Source organism: Streptomyces sp. NPDC030296 (assembly GCF_055572815.1).
In genome coordinates this window covers 65509-82162 of sequence record NZ_JBVICQ010000021.1, presented here as the reverse complement: position 1 = coordinate 82162, position 16654 = coordinate 65509, and the positions used below count along the sequence as shown (strand labels likewise).

The window sequence follows — 16654 nt, the reverse complement described above, 5'->3', positions numbered from 1 at the left end:
CTTTCCAGGTTCTCGCTTTCGCGTTTCCCTTTCCGGCGGTTCCGACTCTATCAGATCCTTTCGGGCCTGATTCCCAGTCAGCGGGAGTTGTCTTCACGGCTGTTGGGCCGTTCCGACGTCCCAAACCTTAGCGGATCTGCTCGGCAGTTCCCAATCGGGCCTGTCGAACCCAAATCGAATTGAATTCGGGCACGCCGAATTCATCCCGGTTGGGAGATCGCACTGGTTTGGTTTGGTGCCGCTTCTGCGGCGGAGGTGCTGTCGCAGAACCGTTACGGCTCCGCGGCAACCCGAAGAACTCTACGGATCTGCGGGTGGACTGTCAAGCATCCCCTCGGTGGCCCGTGGTCAAACCTTGGGCGCCCGTCAAGCGTACGGCCTCAGTCGAGGTCGGTGAGTCGGCCGCCGGCGTCCGGCTGGGCGTCCTCGACGCGGCGCAACAGTCGGGTCAGGACCTCGCCGAGGACTGTGCGCTCCAGGGGAGAGAGGTCCTGGAGGAGGTCCTCCTCGAAGACCGAGGCGAGGCGCATGGCCTCCAGCCACTTCTCCCGGCCGTCGGGGGTCAGCTCCACGATGACGCGGACCCGGTTGGTCTCGTCGCGCTCCCTGGTCACCAGGCCCTCGGTGACCATGCGGTCGATTCGGTGGGTCATGGCCGCCGGGGTGAGACCGAGCCGCTTCGCGAGGTCACTCGGGCCCATGCGGTACGGGGCGCCGGAGAGGACGAGGGCCTTGAGGACCTCCCACTCCGCGTTGCTGATGCCGAGCGCGGCGGTCTGGCGGCCGTAGGCGACGTTCATCCGGCGGTTGAGGCGGGAGAGCGCCGAGACGATCTTCTCGACCTGGGGGTCGAGGCCCTGGAACTCGCGCTGATACGCGGCGATCTGCTCTTCGAGGGTCGGCTCGGCGGTGCCGTTGCTGCCCGGGGTGTCACCCATGGCCGCAGTATGGCACGCCGTCGCTTGGCGTCGAAGTCCTTCGAGGTGTAGTGTTTAGCTTCGAAGTTTTAGATTCGAAGTCTTCACCTCTAACGCTTGGTGGGGGCTTCTTCTACCTAGGCAGGTGAACGTGACCAGGGGGATGGGCGCAGCGATGCGTCGGATTCATGTGGGCAACGCGCTCGGCGCGTTCGGACTCGGCTTCACCGTCCCGTATCTGTACGTCTATGTGGCGCAGGTGCGGGGTCTCGGTGCGACGACGGCGGGGCTCGTGCTCGCGATCTTCGCCGTGGCCGCGCTGCTGGTGCTGCCGTTCGCCGGACGGGCCATAGTCAGGCGCGGTCCGCTTCCGGTGCTGCTCGCCGCCCTGGTCACCGCTGCCGTCGGGTCGATGAGCCTCGGGCTGGCCGCCGGTGCGACGACCGTGCTGCTGTCCGCGGCCGCGCTCGGGGCCGGGCAGGCCGTGATGCAGCCGGCGCTGGCGACGATGATCGTCGACTGCTCCGGTGCGGAGACGCGGTCACGGGCCTTCGCGACGCAGTTCTTCCTCCAGAACCTGGGGCTCGGCGTCGGTGGGCTCATAGGCGGGCATCTCGTGGATCCGTCGCGCGCGGGGTCCTTCACCTTGCTGTTCTCCATACAGGCGGCGATGTTCCTGCTGCTCGTCGCTGTGATGGCGACGGTGCGGATGCCTCGGGCGGCGAGCGGCGCGGCCGTGTCGGCAGGGGCTGCCGGGACGACAAGGGCGGCGGGGTCTGCCAAGGAGAGCTGGAAGCAGTTGCTCGGCGATCGGGCCATGGTGCAGCTGAGTGTGCTGGCGTTCGTGCTCTTCTTCGCCTGTTACGGGCAGTTCGAGTCGGGGCTCAGTGCGTACGGGGTCGAGGCGGCCGGGATATCGACGTCCGCGCTCGGTACGGCGTTGGCGGCGAACACCGCGGTGATCGTGGTGGCGCAGTTCGTCGTGCTGCGGTTCGTGGAGCGGCGTCGGCGGTCTCGGGTGATCGCGGCTGTCGGGCTGATCTGGGCCGTGGCGTGGGGTGTCGCCGGCGTCGCGGGGCTCGGGCAGGTGAGCCAGACGATGGCCACGGCGGCGTTCGTGTCCACGTACGCGTTGTTCGGGCTGGGTGAGGCGATGTTGTCGCCGACGGTGGCTCCGCTGGTGGCGGATCTGGCGCCGGAGGGGATGGCGGGGCAGTACAACTCCGCGTTCGCGCTGGTGAAGCAGTTGGCGTTGGCTGTGGGGCCGGCCGTGGGTGGGCCCATGGGGGCGTCGTGGCATGCGGCGTATGTGGTGGTGTTCCTGTTGTTCTCGCTGGGGATCGTGGGGCTTGCGGTTCGGTTGGGGCGGGTGCTTACGGGGGTGCAGGATCTGCCCGGGGTTGGGAAGAGTCGGGTGGTTGCTCGGGGTGGGGCGGGGGTCGAGTCCGCGGTGGCTCGGGCCTGACAGTCGCCTTGTCGCTCGGGGGTGCGCCTGTTGTTGGCGGGTGCGGGTTCATCGTGGTTGCTCGCGCAGTTCCCCCGCGCCCCTGAAGGGACGGGCCTGCGACCCGCCCTTCATCGGAAAAGCACGGGGCAGCAGGCTCCTGCTTTCCAGGGGCGCGGGGAACTGCGCGAGCAACCCCCAACCCACCCGCAGTCGCCCACGAACCCCCGGCCCCACCCCCTACGGCGTGGACCGCGGTAGGGCGAATTCGCACCAGACCGTCTTGCCGCCTCCCGGGGTGCGGCGGCTGCCCCAGTTGGAGGCGATCGTGGCGATGATGGCGATCCCTCGGCCGGATTCGTCGCCGGGTTCGGCTCGGCGGCGGCGCGGTAGGTGGTCGTTGCCGTCGGTGACCTCGACGATCAGGCGGCGGTCGGTGCGGCGCAGCCGCAGCCGCATGGGCGGGGTGCCGTGCTGGAGGGAGTTGGCGACGAGTTCGCTGGCGGCGAGGACGCCCAGGTCGTGGAGTTCGGGCGGGAACCGCCAGCTGGTCAGGACGCCGGAGGCGAACGCTCTGGCTCGGGGGGCCGCTTCGATGCCGCCGAGGAGTTCCAGGGCGGCGTTGCGGAAGAGGTCGCCGTCGGGGCCGGTGCGGGCCGGGTGCTGGAGGACGAGGACGGCGACATCGTCGTCATGGTCGGCGGTGACGCCGGTCGAGCGGACCAGGCGGTCGCAGATCACCTGGGGCGTTCCGGTGGCGCCGGCCAGGGCTCTTTCCAGGGCGGCGATGCCCTCGTCCAGGTCCTCGTTGCGGCGTTCCACCAGGCCGTCCGTGTAGAGCACGGCTGTGGAGCCGGGGGACAGGGGGATCGAGCCGGAGGCGTGCATCCAGCCGCCGGTGCCGAGGGGAGGGCCGATCGGCTCGTCGGCGCGCTGGACCGTGCCGTTCTCGTCGCGGACGAGGATCGGGAGGTGGCCGGCGGAGGCGTAGACCAGGCGGCCCTCGTTGGGGTCGTGGACGGCGTAGGCGCAGGTGGCGATCTGGTTGGCGTCGATCTCCGTGGCGAGGCCGTCCAGGAGCTGGAGCACCTCGTGCGGGGGGAGGTCGAGGCGGGCGTAGGCGCGGACGGCCGTACGGAGTTGGCCCATGACGGCCGCGGCGCGTACGCCCCGGCCCATGACGTCGCCGATGACCAGGGCTGTGCGGCCCCCGCCGAGGGTGATGACGTCGTACCAGTCGCCGCCGACGGCGGTCTCCGTGCCGCCGGGGTGGTAGACGGCGGCGATGCGCAGGTCGTCGGGCTCCTCCAGTTCCTGGGGGAGGAGGGAGCGCTGGAGGGTGACGGCGGTTTCCCGCTGGCGGCGTTCGCTGGCGCGGAGGCGTTCGGCGGCCTCGGCGTGGTCGGTGACGTCGGCGGCGAAGATCAGGACGCCGCCCTCGCCGTCCGGACCGGGCTCGGTGCCCGCGGGGACGTCGACCGGCGTGCAGGTGATCGTGTACGAGCGGCCGGAGGGGGCCTTGCGGGACTTGACGGTGCGGGGCTTGGAGCTGCGCAGCACCTGGTCGAGGAGGGGCAGCAGGCCGAGGGCGTCCAGCTCCGGGAGGGCCTCGCGGGCCGGTGCGCCGAGGGGGCGTACGCCGAAGGCCGCGACATAGGCGTCGTTGACGTAGGCGGTGCGGTGGTCGTGGCCGTGGACGAGGGCGACGAGGGCCGGGATGCGGTCGAGGATCTCGCGGGTGGGGAGGTCGTCGACGGCGGGCACGGGCGGGGTGTCGTCCGGTGGGTCGTCGCTCTGCCGTTCGGCGCGGGCCGCGGGCACGGCGCCCTCCCCCCGCCGGTCCGGGGTGACCGTGTGTTCGGTCCGCGCTGCGGCGCGGCGCTGCGTACCGGGGAGCCGGGCGCTCCAGCGCGTGAAGTTCACCGAATCCTTGCCTCGTGCCTCGTGGTGTTGTCTGTGGCCGGCTCCGGTTCCGGCCGGTGCTCCGGGGGTGGCCCCGGTGGTCCGGGGGTGGGCCCCGGTGGTCCGGGGGTGGGCCCCGGTGTGCAGCGGTGGGGGACGCCTGGTCGTGCGGGCGTGTGGGTACTTCGGGGTGCTCAGGGGTGCTTCGTGCGGGCTTCGTCGGGTCCTGCTCGGGCAGGACGGTGACCCCGCCCGAGATCATGGATCATGTCGCGGACCAGTCTGTCCGACCGGGCCGACATCCGTCAGACGTCGGCCTGAACGGTGGAGTTCCTGGATCCGGTCAGGACGACCCCTTCGGGTCCTCAGGAGCCTTTCCACCGGCAGCCAGTTCGAACTCGGCACGGGGATGTTCGAGTGATCCGAGGGAGACGATCTCTCGCTTGAAGAGGCCGGCGAGGGTCCATTCGGCGAGGACGCGGGCCTTGCGGTTGAAGGTCGGCACCCGGCTGAGGTGGTAGACGCGGTGCATGAACCAGGCTGGGTAGCCCTTCAGCTTCCGGCCGTACACGTGCGCCACGCCCTTGTGCAGTCCCAGGGAGGCCACGGAGCCCACGTACTTGTGCGCGTACGCCTCCAGCGGCTGGCCGCGCAGCGAGCGGACGATGTTGTCGCCGAGCGTCCTGGCCTGGCGCACGGCGTGCTGGGCGTTGGGGGCGGTCTCCTTGCCCGGTTCGCTCGCGGTGATGTCGGGGACGGCGGCCGCGTCACCCGCGGCCCACGCGTGCGAGACGCCCTCCACGGACAGCTCGGGGGTGCACTTCAGGCGCCCGCGCTCGTTCAGCGGGAGGTCGGTGGCGGCGAGGATCGGGTGCGGCTTGACGCCGGCGGTCCAGACGACCGTACGGGTCGGGAAGCGGGCGCCGTCGCTGAGGACGGCGACGCGGTCGGCGCAGGATTCGAGGCGGGTGTGGAGGCGTACGTCGATGTTGCGGCGGCGCAGTTCGGTGACCGTGTAGCGGCCCATCTCCTCGCCGACCTCGGGGAGGATGCGGTCGGAGGCCTCCACGAGGATCCACTTCATGTCCTCGGGCTTGACGTTGTGGTAGTAGCGCGCGGTGTAGCGGGCCATGTCCTCCAGTTCGCCGAGCGCCTCCACGCCGGCGTAGCCGCCGCCCACGAAGACGAAGGTCAGGGCGGCGTCGCGGATCGCGGGGTCGCGGGTGGAGGAGGCGATGTCCATCTGCTCGATGACGTGGTTGCGCAGGCCGATGGCCTCCTCGACGGTCTTGAAGCCGATGCCGAAGTCGGCGAGACCGGGGACGGGCAGGGTGCGCGAGATCGAGCCGGGCGCGAGAACCAGCTCGTCGTACGACAACTGCTCGGCGCTCGAACCCTCCTCCTCGGTGGCGAGGGTGGTGAGGGTCGCGACGCGCTTGGCGTGGTTGATCTCGGTGGCCTCGCCGATGACGACCTTGCACTGGTTCAGGACGCGACGCAGCGGGACCACGACATGGCGGGGCGAGATGGAGCCCGCCGCGGCCTCCGGAAGGAAGGGTTGATACGTCATATATGGGTCGGGGGACACTACGACGATCTCGATGTCGCCGCTACTCAGTTCCCGCTTCAGCTGACGCTGCAGGCGCAGCGCGGTGTACAGCCCGACGTAGCCGCCGCCGACGATGAGGATGCGCATCCGTTCCTTCACCATCCCATGACGCACCTCTCTCGCTGGTTTGTCCACAGCCCCGGCAATTTGTGTGACCGGTCGCCCTGTGGGCGCGGGGTTGGCCGATTCACCGGCGTGAGCGGCAGGTGCGCAGGTCAGATGGTGTGAGCCGGGTGGCAGCGGGGGGCGCAAACAGTACCTAAACCGCCCGTACTCCGATCGAGGGGCGCACCGTGCGGAACGTGCCCCTTCTGAATTGACTCCCTCTCAACTATGTTCGTGTGTCGACGGGGTGCATGGGGGATGCGTTCAAGGGATTCGGCCGGGTTCAGGCTCGGAACCGTGGAGGACCACGAACGCTCGTCCCGCCGCTCCGGCTTCCGATGACGGGGAGAGTCTCCGGGGGGAGACGTCATTACCGGGGGAACACATATGCATATTCAGGACTCTCATTGGTCGTCCGCCTCAGCTCTCGCGCCCAGCGGCGCGATCGGCACGGCGGGCGGCAACGGGCGCGGGGACGGGTCGAGGTCGACCCCGCTCCGTGTGGACGCACAGCGCAACCTCGAGCACGTGCTGCGCGCGGCGCGCGAGGTCTTCGGCGAGCTGGGGTACGGCGCGCCGATGGAGGATGTGGCCCGCCGTGCGCGGGTCGGTGTGGGCACGGTGTACCGGCGCTTCCCGAGCAAGGACGTCCTGGTCCGGCGCATAGCCGAGGAGGAGACGTCCCGGCTGACCGACCAGGCACGGGTGGCGCTCGGGCAGGAGGAGGACCCGTGGTCGGCGCTGTCGCGCTTCCTGCGGACGTCGGTGGCCTCCGGTGCCGGGCGGCTGCTGCCGCCGCAGGTGCTGCGGGTCGGGGTCGCGGAGGACGGGACCGAGGTGGGTGTCGGCGGGATCGCCGACGAGCACCGGGTGCCTCAGCAGCGGGTTCAGCCGACGGCCGAGCTGCGGCTGGTGTCGTCGGACGCGTCGCCGGCCCCGGTGGGTGCCGGGCCGGCCGACGACGCCGGGGCCTCGGCGCTACTGGAGGTCGTGGGGCAGTTGGTGGAGCGGGCCCGGGCGGCGGGTGAGCTGCGGGAGGACGTGACCGTGGCCGACGTGCTGCTCGTGATCGCCACGGCGGCACCGTCCCTGCCGGACGCGGCGCAGCAGGCCGCGGCTTCGGCCCGGCTGTTGGACATCCTGCTGGAGGGGCTCCGGTCCCGGCCGGCTTGAGGGTGGGGGTAGCGCGCCGCAGAAAGTGCGCCACCTCGTAGGGCGGTGTGGGGCTCGCGCCCCCGCCGCCCTTTCCCGTTGCCGCGGCCTTTCCCGTTGCCGCTGTCCCTTCCCGTGGCCGTTCCCGCTCTCGTCACCAGAGGTCGACCACTCGTACGGGTGAACTCGCGCGCGGAGGGCTGGGGAGACGCTCGGACGGGTGATATGCCCTTGAGGCCGAGGGCTGAACAAAAGCCAATATGGCAGGGTGACTCGGTGTTCGGGACTGTGTCGGCAGGCGGCGGGGGCTTCCGCGATGGGTGTGGACGGGCGGCACGAGTCGCCGGGTGCGGGCGGGGGATCTCCGGAGGCGCGGGGGGATCGGCAAGACGCGTCTCGGGTGCCCGGCCAGGGCGGGCGTGGTGAGGTTCCGGCCAGGGGGGACTGGTCCGACTCGGGGGTGCTGCCGCCGCCCCGGGAATGTGACGCCGTCCGGGCGCGGTCCGACGCCGACCTCATCGAGCGGATGCGGGCGGGCCGGGACTCGGCGTACGAGGAGCTGTACCGGCGCCATGCCGAAGCCGTGCGCCGTTACGCGCGCACCTGCTGCCGGGACGCCCACACCGCCGACGACCTGACCGCCGAGGTCTTCGCCCGCATGCTCCAGGCGGTACGCGGCGGTGCCGGGCCCGAGCACGCCGTACGCGCCTATCTGCTCACCTCGGTGCGGCGGGTCGCCGCGAGCTGGACGACCTCCGCCAAGCGTGAGCAACTGGTGGACGACTTCGCGGTGTTCGCGGCGCAGGCGGCCCGCGGCGCGAAGGCGTCGGACAGCGACACGCTCGACCTCGGCGCGGACGTCCGGGCGATGCACGAGGCCGAGCAGTCGATGGCGATGCGGGCCTTCCGGTCGCTGCCGGAGCGCTGGCAGGCCGTGCTGTGGCACACCGAGGTCGAGGACGAGTCGCCGAGCGAGGTGGCGGTGCTCTTCGGCCTGGACGCCAACGGGACCCGGGTGCTCGCCAGCCGGGCCCGGGAAGGGCTCAAGCAGGCGTATCTCCAGGCCCATGTGAGCGCCTCCCTGGCCGGCAACTCCGCGGAGTGCGGACGCTACGCCGACCGGCTCGGCGCGTACGCCCGCGGCACCCTGCGGACCCGCGCCGAGCGGGGCCTGCGCAAGCACCTGGAGGAGTGCGCCGCGTGCCGGGTGGCCGCCGGACAGATCAAGGAGGTCGCCGGCGGGATCCCCGCGGTCGTACCGGTCGCGGTCATCGGGTGGTTCGGGGCCGCCGGGTACGCCAAGGCCGCCGCGATCGTCGCCGGGGGCGCGGGCGCCGGTGCGGCCGGGGTCGCGGGCGCGGCGTCGGCGGCGGGCGGGGGCTCCGGCGGAGCGGGGGCCGGCGGCGGGGCCGCGGTGGAAGGGCTGGGCGCGCCCGCGAAGGCCGGTATCGCGGTGAGCGTCGCCGGGATCGTCGCCGCGGCGGTGGCGCTCGCCCTGGCGGGCCACGAGGCCATGGAGGACAAGGAATCGCTCGCCGAAGCGCCCCCCACCCAGGCCGCCGAGTCCTCGCCCGAGCCACCGCGCTCGAACCCGCCGGCGGAGGAGCCCGCACCCGGAGCGCCCCCGGCCATGGCACCCCTGGCCAAGGCGACCCCGGCAGCCACACCGACCCCGAGGCCGTCCGGGGCGCCCGCGCCGACCGCGAAGTCGTCGCCCACCCCGACCCCCACGCCGACCCCGACCCCGCCGAAGCCGTCGCCCACACCGCCTCCCCCGCCCACTCCCGCGCCCGCTCCCCCGGCCGTCTACCCGTGGAACGAACTGCGGTACGGGCTCCTCGGCGACGGCACCGAGCCCGAGATGCGGCTCGGTGAGAGCAGCTGGGTCTGGCAGCGCTACGGGGTCTCGGTCGCGCGGAAGCGGTACGCGCACGGGGTGACCGTCCACGGCCGCTCCTCCGTCACCGTCGACCTCAACCGCCGGTGCGCCTGGTACGACGCGCTCGTCGGCATCGACGACATGACGCTCGGCCACGGCAAGGTGTACTTCTCCGTCTACGGCGACGGGGTGCGACTGTGGAAGTCGGGGCTGGTCGAGGCCGGGGACGCGGCGGTTCCGGTCCGGGTGGACATCACCGGACGCCGGACGGTCCGGCTCGTCGTCGAACCGCACAGCCACTTCGACGGGACGACCATGGCGGACTGGGCGGAGTCGCGGTTCAGCTGCGAGTAGGAGCGGACAGCGCAAGGCTCAGAGCGTGGGGGTTCAGAGCGCTTCGAGCGATTCGCTCAGGTCGGCGAGCGCCGTGAGCGGGGTGTAGCTCCGGCCCCGGTCGGCCTCGGCGTCGTGGCGGGGGCCGCCGAGGGCGGTGAGCGCGGCGGTCCGGGTCCGTTCGTGCTCGTCGTGTTCCGGGAGGGCGCAGGGGTGGTCGCCGCGCCAGCGGTTCGCGGCGGCGAGGAGGCGTACGGCGCGGGCGTGGTCGCCCAGCCGGGACAGTACGGTCGCCGCGCTGTCGGCCAGGGCCGCGACCACCGTCTCCGCGCAGCGGTTGTCCACCGCGGTGCGCAGGGCCTCGGTCAGCCTGCGCAATCCGGCCGCCGGGCCCGACTCGGCGGTCGTCACCAGCCCGTCGACCAGGTCGAGGAACGCCTTGAACTGCGGCGGAGGCGTGCCCCGACGGGTCTCCTCATGGGCCGACCGCCACAGCGCGCGGGCCTGGACGTGATCGCCGTCGTCCAGCGCCATATGGGCGCGCAGGAGACTGACGAACGCGCGGGAGTCCGGGACGCCGAAGCGGTCGGCCGCCGCCGTGGCCTCGTCCAGTGCGGCCAGGGCCGCCTCGCGGTCACCGGAGCGGTAGGCGATCTCGCCCAGGCGGGCGATCAGGAACGGTGACTCGGCGTTCGCGCCGACCTCGTACGCGAGGTGCAACGCCTCCTCGTACGCGCCCTTCGCCTCGCCGAAGCGGCCGCGGGCCATCGCGGCCTCGCCCGCCGCGCTGCGCACCTGGGCGCGCATCCAGCGGTCGCCCACCCGGTCGGCTATGGCGCGGAGTTCGGTGAGGTCGTCCTCGACGCCGAGCATGTTGCCGGAGGAGTCGACGAGCATGTGGGTGCGGAGCATGAGGGTGAAGCCGAGTTCCCAGTCGCCGCCGTGCTCGCGGCAGTTGGCGACCGCCTCGTCCATCATGGCGCGGATGTCGACCGTGGCGGTGCCGTCCAGCATGTACGCGGTGAGGGGCCAGACCAGGCCGGGGAAGCGGGCGGCGGCCGGGCCGGTGTGACCGGACAGCGCCCTGAGGCGGGTGATGTAGGCGCGGGCCTGGGGGTCGTTCGGCACGCCGATGGGGCCGGATTCCGCGATCAGGGCGAGGTGGAGGAGCCGGAGGGCCATGCGGGGGTGGTGACGGGGGTGCCGGGTGGGGGCCGGGTCGGTGAGGAAGGCGGCGACGGGGTCGGCCGCCTCGACTTCGAGAGTCGCGGGGGCTGCGGGAGCTTCGAGGGTTGCGGGGGCTTCGCCGGCGTCCAGCGCTTCGCGGCTGGGGGTGCGGGAGGTGAGGGCCGGGAGTGGGCGCCGCGGGGCGGTTGCCGGGGTCTTGTCGGCCGTCGGATCGTCGTGGCTCGGCGCGCGGGGCGGCGCGCTCCGCCGGGGGCGGTGGTGTCGGGCCCTTTCGTCCAGGGTGACGCCCAGGCGGAGGATGCCGTCCACCCACTGGGCGCCCTCCTGGCGGAAGTTGCGGAGCCACCAGAACCAGCCCATGGAGAGGGCGAGGTGGGTGGCGGTGGGTTCGTCGGCGGTGGTGAGCGCGCGGTGGAGGGCGGCCCGGATGTTGTCCAGGTCGGTCTCCAGGCGGCGGATCCAGGGGAGCTGCTCGGCCGAGCGCAGCCGGGGCTCGGCCTCGGCAAGGAGACCGCGGACCCAGGTGGTGTGGCGGAGCTCGGCGGCGGTCCGGAGCGCGGGGGTCTCGGCGGCGCGTTCCCTGGCGTACTCGTGGATCGTCTCCAGCATGCGGTAGCGCATCACGCGGGGGTCGTGCTCGTACGGCGTGGCGACGACCAGGGACTTGTCGACCAGCGCGCCGAGCAGGTCGGCCGCCGCGGCGCCGCTCACGCAGACCTCCTCCGCCGCCCCGAGGTCCCAGCCGCCGGCGAACACCGACACCTCGCGCAGCATCGTGCGCTCGGCCTCGTCCAGCAGGTCCCAGGACCAGTCGACGACGGCCCGCAGGGTCTGCTGGCGCGGCAGGGCCGTACGGCTTCCCGAGGTGAGGAGGCGGAAGCGGTCGTCCAGGCGGTCGGCTATCTGGCGGGGGGTGAGCAGGCGCAGCCGGGCGGCCGCCAGCTCGATGGCCAGCGGGAGGCCGTCCAGGCGGTGGCAGATCTCGTCCACCGCCTCCGCGTCGGCCCGCAGCACGGTGTCCGCGTCGGGGCGCGCGGCGGCGGCCCGGTCGGCGAACAGATGGTGGGCGGGGGCCGGGAGGAGGGGCTCGACCGGGCGTACGGTCTCGCCCGGAACGCCGAGGGGTTCCCGGCTGGTGGCGAGGATGGTCAGGCCGGGGCAGTGGGTGAGGAGGGTCTCCGCCAGGTCCGCCGCGGCCTCGATCACGTGTTCGCAGTTGTCGAGGATCAGGAGCAGGTCGTGCTGGGCGCAGTGCTCCACCAGGAGGGCGACCGGGTCGTCCTGCGCCGCCGCCGGCTCATGGGTGATCAGGGCCGTCTCGCGCAGTCCGAGGGCGCTGACCACCGCGCCCGGCACCGCCTCCGGCCGGTCGAGCGGGGCGAGTTCCGCCAGCCAGGGCCGGGGGTGGGCGGTGGCGGCCTCCTCGGCGAGGCGGGTCTTCCCGGAGCCGCCGGGGCCGGTGAGGGTGACGAGGCGGGTCCCACGCAGGTCGGAGCGGATGGCGTCCAGTTCGCGCTCCCGGCCCACGAAGGAGGTCAGGCGGGGGCGGAGGTTGCCGGTGCGGGGGCGCGGGGCGGAGGAGACCGGGGTCGGGAGGTACGGGGATGGGGGCGGGGGGTGCGGAGTCGTGGGCCGCGGAGTCGTGGGGTGCCCGGTGCCGGGGTGGCCGCTTGCGGGGCCGGGGCCAGGTGAGGGGCCGGGGTGGGAGCCGTTCGACGAGGGGTGGCCCGCCTCCGGGTCGAGCAGGAGCGCGTGCAGGGCGCGCAGGTCCCGGCCGGGGTCCGTGCCCAGGGTGTCCCGCAGCGCCCGGCGTACGGCCTCGTAGGCCGCCAGGGCCTCCGCCGTGCGGCCCGCCTCGTGCAGGGCGCGGATCAACAGGGCGTGCAGGGGCTCGTCGTAGGGGTGTGTCCCGGTGAGTTCCCGGAGTTCCGGTACGAGGTCGGGGGCGCGACCGAGGCGGAGGTCCGCCTCGACGCGGGCGCGGGTCGCCTCCGCGCGCAGGGCCTCGGGGCGGGCGGCGGCGGTGCGGTCGGGGAGGTCGGCCAGGGCCGGGCCGCGCCAGAGGGCCAGGGCCTCGCGGAGGGTGCTGGCGGCGGTGGCCGGGTCGTCCTGGGCGAGGGCCGCCTTGGCGTCCCTCAGGAGGTGCTCGAAGGCGAAGAGGTCGACCGTGGCGGGTGCGGTGGCCAGGCGGTAGGCGCCCGGTTCCGAGGTGATCGTGTGCCGGCCGAGGGCTCGGCGCAGACGGGCGACGAGGGCTTGGAGGGCGGCGGGGGCGTCCTCGGGCGGGGTGGCCGACCAGATGTCATCGACGAGCGTGGCCACGGGGACGGGACGGTCGGCGCGGAGCGCCAGGGCGGTGAGGAGTGCGCGGATCCGGGGGCCGCCGAGCGGGACGGGGGTGCCCTCGTCGTTCTCGGCACGGGCCGGCCCCAGGATCGCGTAGCGCACCGGATCATTGTCGCCGGGGCGGGCGAGGGCGGGGAGGGTTTCTCGGCCCCCACCGAGCCCTCACCCGCCTTCACCGCCCCGCCCCCGTCCGCGTCCGCGTCAGCGCCCCGTCCGCGTCAGCGCCCCCGTCGGCGTCCGCGTCAGCGCACCGTCACGGTGTCCCCGTACGCCGTCGCCCCGCTCGTCGTGGACGTCGAGGTGGACTTCCAGCGCCAGGTGCCGGACGCGGAGGCGGTGACCGTGGCGCGGAGCTTGCCGCCGGCGTCGGAGGTGACCGTCTTGACCGTGGTGTACGTGGAGGTGCCGGACCTCTTGAACTGGAGGGCCACGGACCGGCCGGCGTGGGCGGTGTAGGCGTTGGTGTTCCAGTCGGCCCGGGTCAGCGCGCCGGTGACGGTGAGCTTGGCGCCCTTGGCCAGGGGCTCGGGGCCCGCCTGGGTGGTGGCGAGCCTGGCGAGCCGCTTCACCTGGATCCTGGCGCTGGTCTCCAGGTCGTAGAAGTCGCTGTCCTTGGCGACGGCCTCGGCGGTGAAGCGCCAGGTGCCGGCCGAGCTGTTCCTGAGCCCGTAGTAGTCGGAGCGGTCGGGGTCGAGGGTGAACCTGAAGACGCACTTCATGGTGGTGGAGGTGGGCCGGGTGCAGTCGGCGGCGTAGGCGTGGATGATCTTGTCGTCGGAGCTGACCAGCTTGGCTCCGAGGATGCCCCGCATGCCCGACCCGTCCTTGGCCGTGGCGGCGACCGTGACCGTCTGGGCCGTGCGGACGCCCACGTTGAACGTCTTCTTGTTGAAGTTCACCGAGGTGAAGACCGTGTCGCCCTTCGCGGTGTCCGCGTGGGCGGCGGCGGGAGCGAGCAGCGGGAGCAGCACCGAGGTGCCGAGGACGGCGGCCGCGGCCGTACGTGTACGCATGGTTCTCCAGGCACAAGAGCTATGGGCACCTCGTGTGTGCCCTGCGTCGGGGGGCGCGTACGTGCACGTGAGGTGCGGGGGAGCCGGACGTCTGTCCGATCGCGAGGGGAGACCGTCGAAGGGCCCCGTTGGTTGTACACGTCCGGACTCTGGGATTCCGTTACGTCGCCCCTGCCGGGCTTGCCGCTACGCCTGCCGGGCCGTCGCCCCCGCACCCAGGGCGCCCCGCTGGGGGGTGATCCCGGCGGGCACGGCGCGCTGTCTGGCCGGGGTGCCCGTCCAGCAGGTGCCCCGGCGGGAGAGGAGGCGGCGCAGCCAGAGTTCCAGTGAGACGAGGTCGGCGAGGCCGTCCAGGGGCAGGGGCTCGCCGGCGGCGGCCGCGCGGAGCGCCTTGCGGACGACGCGGGCCTCCACCAGACCGGCCTGCGCGAGGAGCGGGGTGTCGAAGAGGCCGATCAGTGTGTCGGCGGCGACGCGCAGGCCGGTGCGGGCCGCGGCGGCGGACGTGGCGTGGGAGGGGGCGCCCCAGCCGGGCGGGAGGTCGGTGACCCCGGCGCCCTCCAGGACCGTACGGAGGATGGCGGCGCGGGCGCCGGGCTGGACGCGCAGGGCCTCGGGGAGGGCCCGGCAGGCGCGGACGACCTGGTTGTCGAGGAACGGGGTGTGCAGGCGCTGGGAGCGGATCTCGGCGGCCTGTTCGAGGACGCGCAGGTCGGCGGCGTGGCGGGCCAGGGCCGCGCGGGCCCGGAAGTCACCGGGGCGCTGGCCCGGACCGACGCTGGGGCGGCCCGACACAGCACCCAGGCGAATCGATACTTCTGCCAGGGCCTCGCCCGTCAGCCAGCGGGCTGCGGGCCCGGGTCTCGCCCAGGTGAGCGCGGCGAGCGAGGCTCCGACGGCACCGCCGGGCTCGTCGAAGCGGCGCCGCATCAGACGGTCGGCCAGGACCTCGACACCCGCGCGGTACGGGGTGCGGGCCAGTTTCCGGGCGGCGCCGTACACGCGGGCGGGGACCATCACCGAGCCGTCCGCCTTGGCGAGGGCGGCGACCGGGCGGACGAGGTGGCGGCGCTTGCGGTCCATCAGCAGGTCGGCGAGGCGGGCGGGGTGGGCGTCCAGGACCTGGCGGGCGCCGTAGCCGGTGAAGTGGTCGGCGCTGCCGGCGGCGAGCCGGGCGCGGTGGCGGGCCGCCATGACGAGGGAGGGGCCCGGTTCGTCGGTCAGCGGGACGTCGAGGTCCGCGTACGGGAGGACGTCCTCGTCGCCGGTCACGACGACGTGGTGGAGGCGGGGGTTGGCGGCCAGGGTGCCCGCGCGTTCCAGTTCGGCCTCGCGGCCCGAGGTCGCCAGGTCGTTGAAGGTGACGGCGAGGAGGCGTTCGCCGGCGCCCGTGCCATGGCCGAGGACCGTGCCGGGGGCGCCGGGCAGGCCGGCTGCGAGGAGGGCCAGCGTGCCCGAGGCGGGGCCGCCGGAGAGGTCGGCGCCGATGCCGGGGACCGGCATCCCGCGGGCGGCGCGGCGCTCCGCGGGGCCCATTCCGGGCACGGGGCCCGGATCGACGTCGGGCACGTGGCGCGGAGCAGACAGACGGGTGCGTACTGCTTCTACGAGAGCGTCCCTCACCGCGTCCACCGCGCTGTCCGGGTCGGCGGCGGGTGCGGCGACGGCGAGGGACGCGACGGGCTCGTAGCCGGCGATCTCGCGCGCCCCGGCGCGCAGGATCAGCGCATGCCCCGGGGGGATGCGGCGCACGCCGTCGTACGGGGTGGAGTCATGGAGGGCGTCGGGTACGTCGGGGGCGGCGAGCAGGGCCGCGAGGTGCCCGAAGTCCAGGTCGGCCTCGACGAGATCGGCCAGCGGCAGGGCGGCCGTCGCGTACGCGGTGCCGCCGGCCCAGGGCGTGTAGAAGACGGGGCGCGCGCCCGCGAGGTCACCGCAGACGGTGACCCGGCGGCCGACCTGGACGACGGCCGTGTAACTGCCGGGCCAGGCGGTGAGATGGCGCAGGGCACCGCCGCGGGCGGCGAACAGGGCCACGCGCAGCTGCTCGTCGGTGGCCCCGCAGATACCGAGGATCGCGATCCTGGTCTGGGCGTCGGCCTGCACGACACGCACCTCGTCGGGGCGCCAGTCGCCGACGGCCCACAGCGGATCCGGGTCGCCCCACAGCGGGTGGGCGCCGACCGGGTGCACCGCCTCGCCGTCCGGGCCGGTGGCTCCGGCGGAGCCGAGGGCGTGCGAGCCAGCGGCGGTACTGCTCCATCCCACCAACCACCGCATCGACGCCTCCACAGGCTGTGGACAACCAGTGCACCGTACGAACGGCACCCATGCTGCCACGAAGGAGGCTCGATGGAGGGCGTGCGGAGCTGCTTGCGCACCGGTAAGTGCGCACCTGGGGAGACTTGAGCGCTCCCCCGTCACACCGGCGGACGGCCCCGGAAGTGGGACGGTCGACAAAGGTGGACCCCGGGTCTACGACGCGAATGCGCCCCCGATACGCTCCCCCAAAACTCCTAACGCGCCCTCAAGAGACGTGGTCGGAGGGGTATTGGCCCCCCGCACCCACCGTCGATTTTCGGCCAAATCGGGATCGTGGGACAGAGCTCACACACCCTCCGTACCGACCCCGATGGCGACTCAGTGTCAACGAACAGTCCGGGAGGCGGAGTTCACCTCCCGGACCGGTCCGCCGCCCGCGGGGATGGAGGCGGCGGTGTCCCCCAGCCCACTGGATCCAGTACAGCGGGCCGACCCACGCACGAC

General features: G+C 73.3%; 9 protein-coding genes. 3 read left to right on the top strand and 6 right to left on the bottom strand.

Going from position 1 to position 16654, the window contains the following annotated elements:
- Positions 1-380 precede the first annotated feature (380 nt).
- A complete protein-coding gene (locus ACZ4Z3_RS38535; protein ID WP_159769566.1) occupies positions 381-938 on the bottom strand; it encodes a MarR family winged helix-turn-helix transcriptional regulator in 558 nt (185 codons plus the stop codon).
- Between the two features lie 142 nt (positions 939-1080).
- Here ACZ4Z3_RS38535 and ACZ4Z3_RS38530 point away from each other — a divergent pair, with 142 nt between their 5' ends.
- On the top strand, positions 1081-2382 hold the full coding sequence (locus tag ACZ4Z3_RS38530; protein WP_468505420.1) for an MFS transporter: 1302 nt from the start codon (positions 1081-1083) through the stop codon (positions 2380-2382).
- Between the two features lie 219 nt (positions 2383-2601).
- Here the strand turns inward: ACZ4Z3_RS38530 and ACZ4Z3_RS38525 are convergent, their stop codons facing one another.
- Entirely contained in the window at positions 2602-4284 is a 1683-nt protein-coding gene (locus tag ACZ4Z3_RS38525; RefSeq protein WP_468505415.1) for an ATP-binding SpoIIE family protein phosphatase, read from the bottom strand.
- A gap of 322 nt (positions 4285-4606) precedes the next feature.
- On the bottom strand, positions 4607-5974 hold the full coding sequence (locus tag ACZ4Z3_RS38520; RefSeq protein ID WP_468505414.1) for an NAD(P)/FAD-dependent oxidoreductase: 1368 nt from the start codon (positions 5972-5974) through the stop codon (positions 4607-4609).
- Positions 5975-6364: 390 nt separating this feature from the next.
- Between ACZ4Z3_RS38520 and ACZ4Z3_RS38515 the strand changes: the two genes are divergently transcribed.
- Together ACZ4Z3_RS38515 and ACZ4Z3_RS38510 are read left to right on the top strand one after the other, a co-directional pair.
- Complete coding sequence (locus tag ACZ4Z3_RS38515) at positions 6365-7150, top strand: TetR/AcrR family transcriptional regulator (RefSeq protein ID WP_468505413.1); 786 nt, start codon at positions 6365-6367, stop codon at positions 7148-7150.
- A 295-nt stretch (positions 7151-7445) separates the two neighbouring features.
- A complete protein-coding gene (locus ACZ4Z3_RS38510) occupies positions 7446-9362 on the top strand; it encodes a sigma-70 family RNA polymerase sigma factor (protein WP_468505412.1) in 1917 nt (638 codons plus the stop codon).
- Positions 9363-9395: 33 nt separating this feature from the next.
- On the opposite strand, the gene ACZ4Z3_RS38505 is transcribed toward ACZ4Z3_RS38510, so the two are convergent.
- The 3 genes from ACZ4Z3_RS38505 to ACZ4Z3_RS38495 form a co-directional block, all read right to left on the bottom strand.
- On the bottom strand, positions 9396-12977 hold the full coding sequence (locus ACZ4Z3_RS38505; RefSeq protein ID WP_468505411.1) for an AfsR/SARP family transcriptional regulator: 3582 nt from the start codon (positions 12975-12977) through the stop codon (positions 9396-9398).
- 140 nt (positions 12978-13117) lie between these two features.
- Positions 13118-13888: a calcium-binding protein gene (locus ACZ4Z3_RS38500; protein ID WP_468505410.1), complete on the bottom strand. Its 771-nt coding sequence runs from the start codon at positions 13886-13888 to the stop codon at positions 13118-13120.
- 186 nt (positions 13889-14074) lie between these two features.
- A complete protein-coding gene (locus ACZ4Z3_RS38495; RefSeq protein WP_468505409.1) occupies positions 14075-16168 on the bottom strand; it encodes an asparagine synthase-related protein in 2094 nt (697 codons plus the stop codon).
- Positions 16169-16654: the final 486 nt, after the last annotated feature.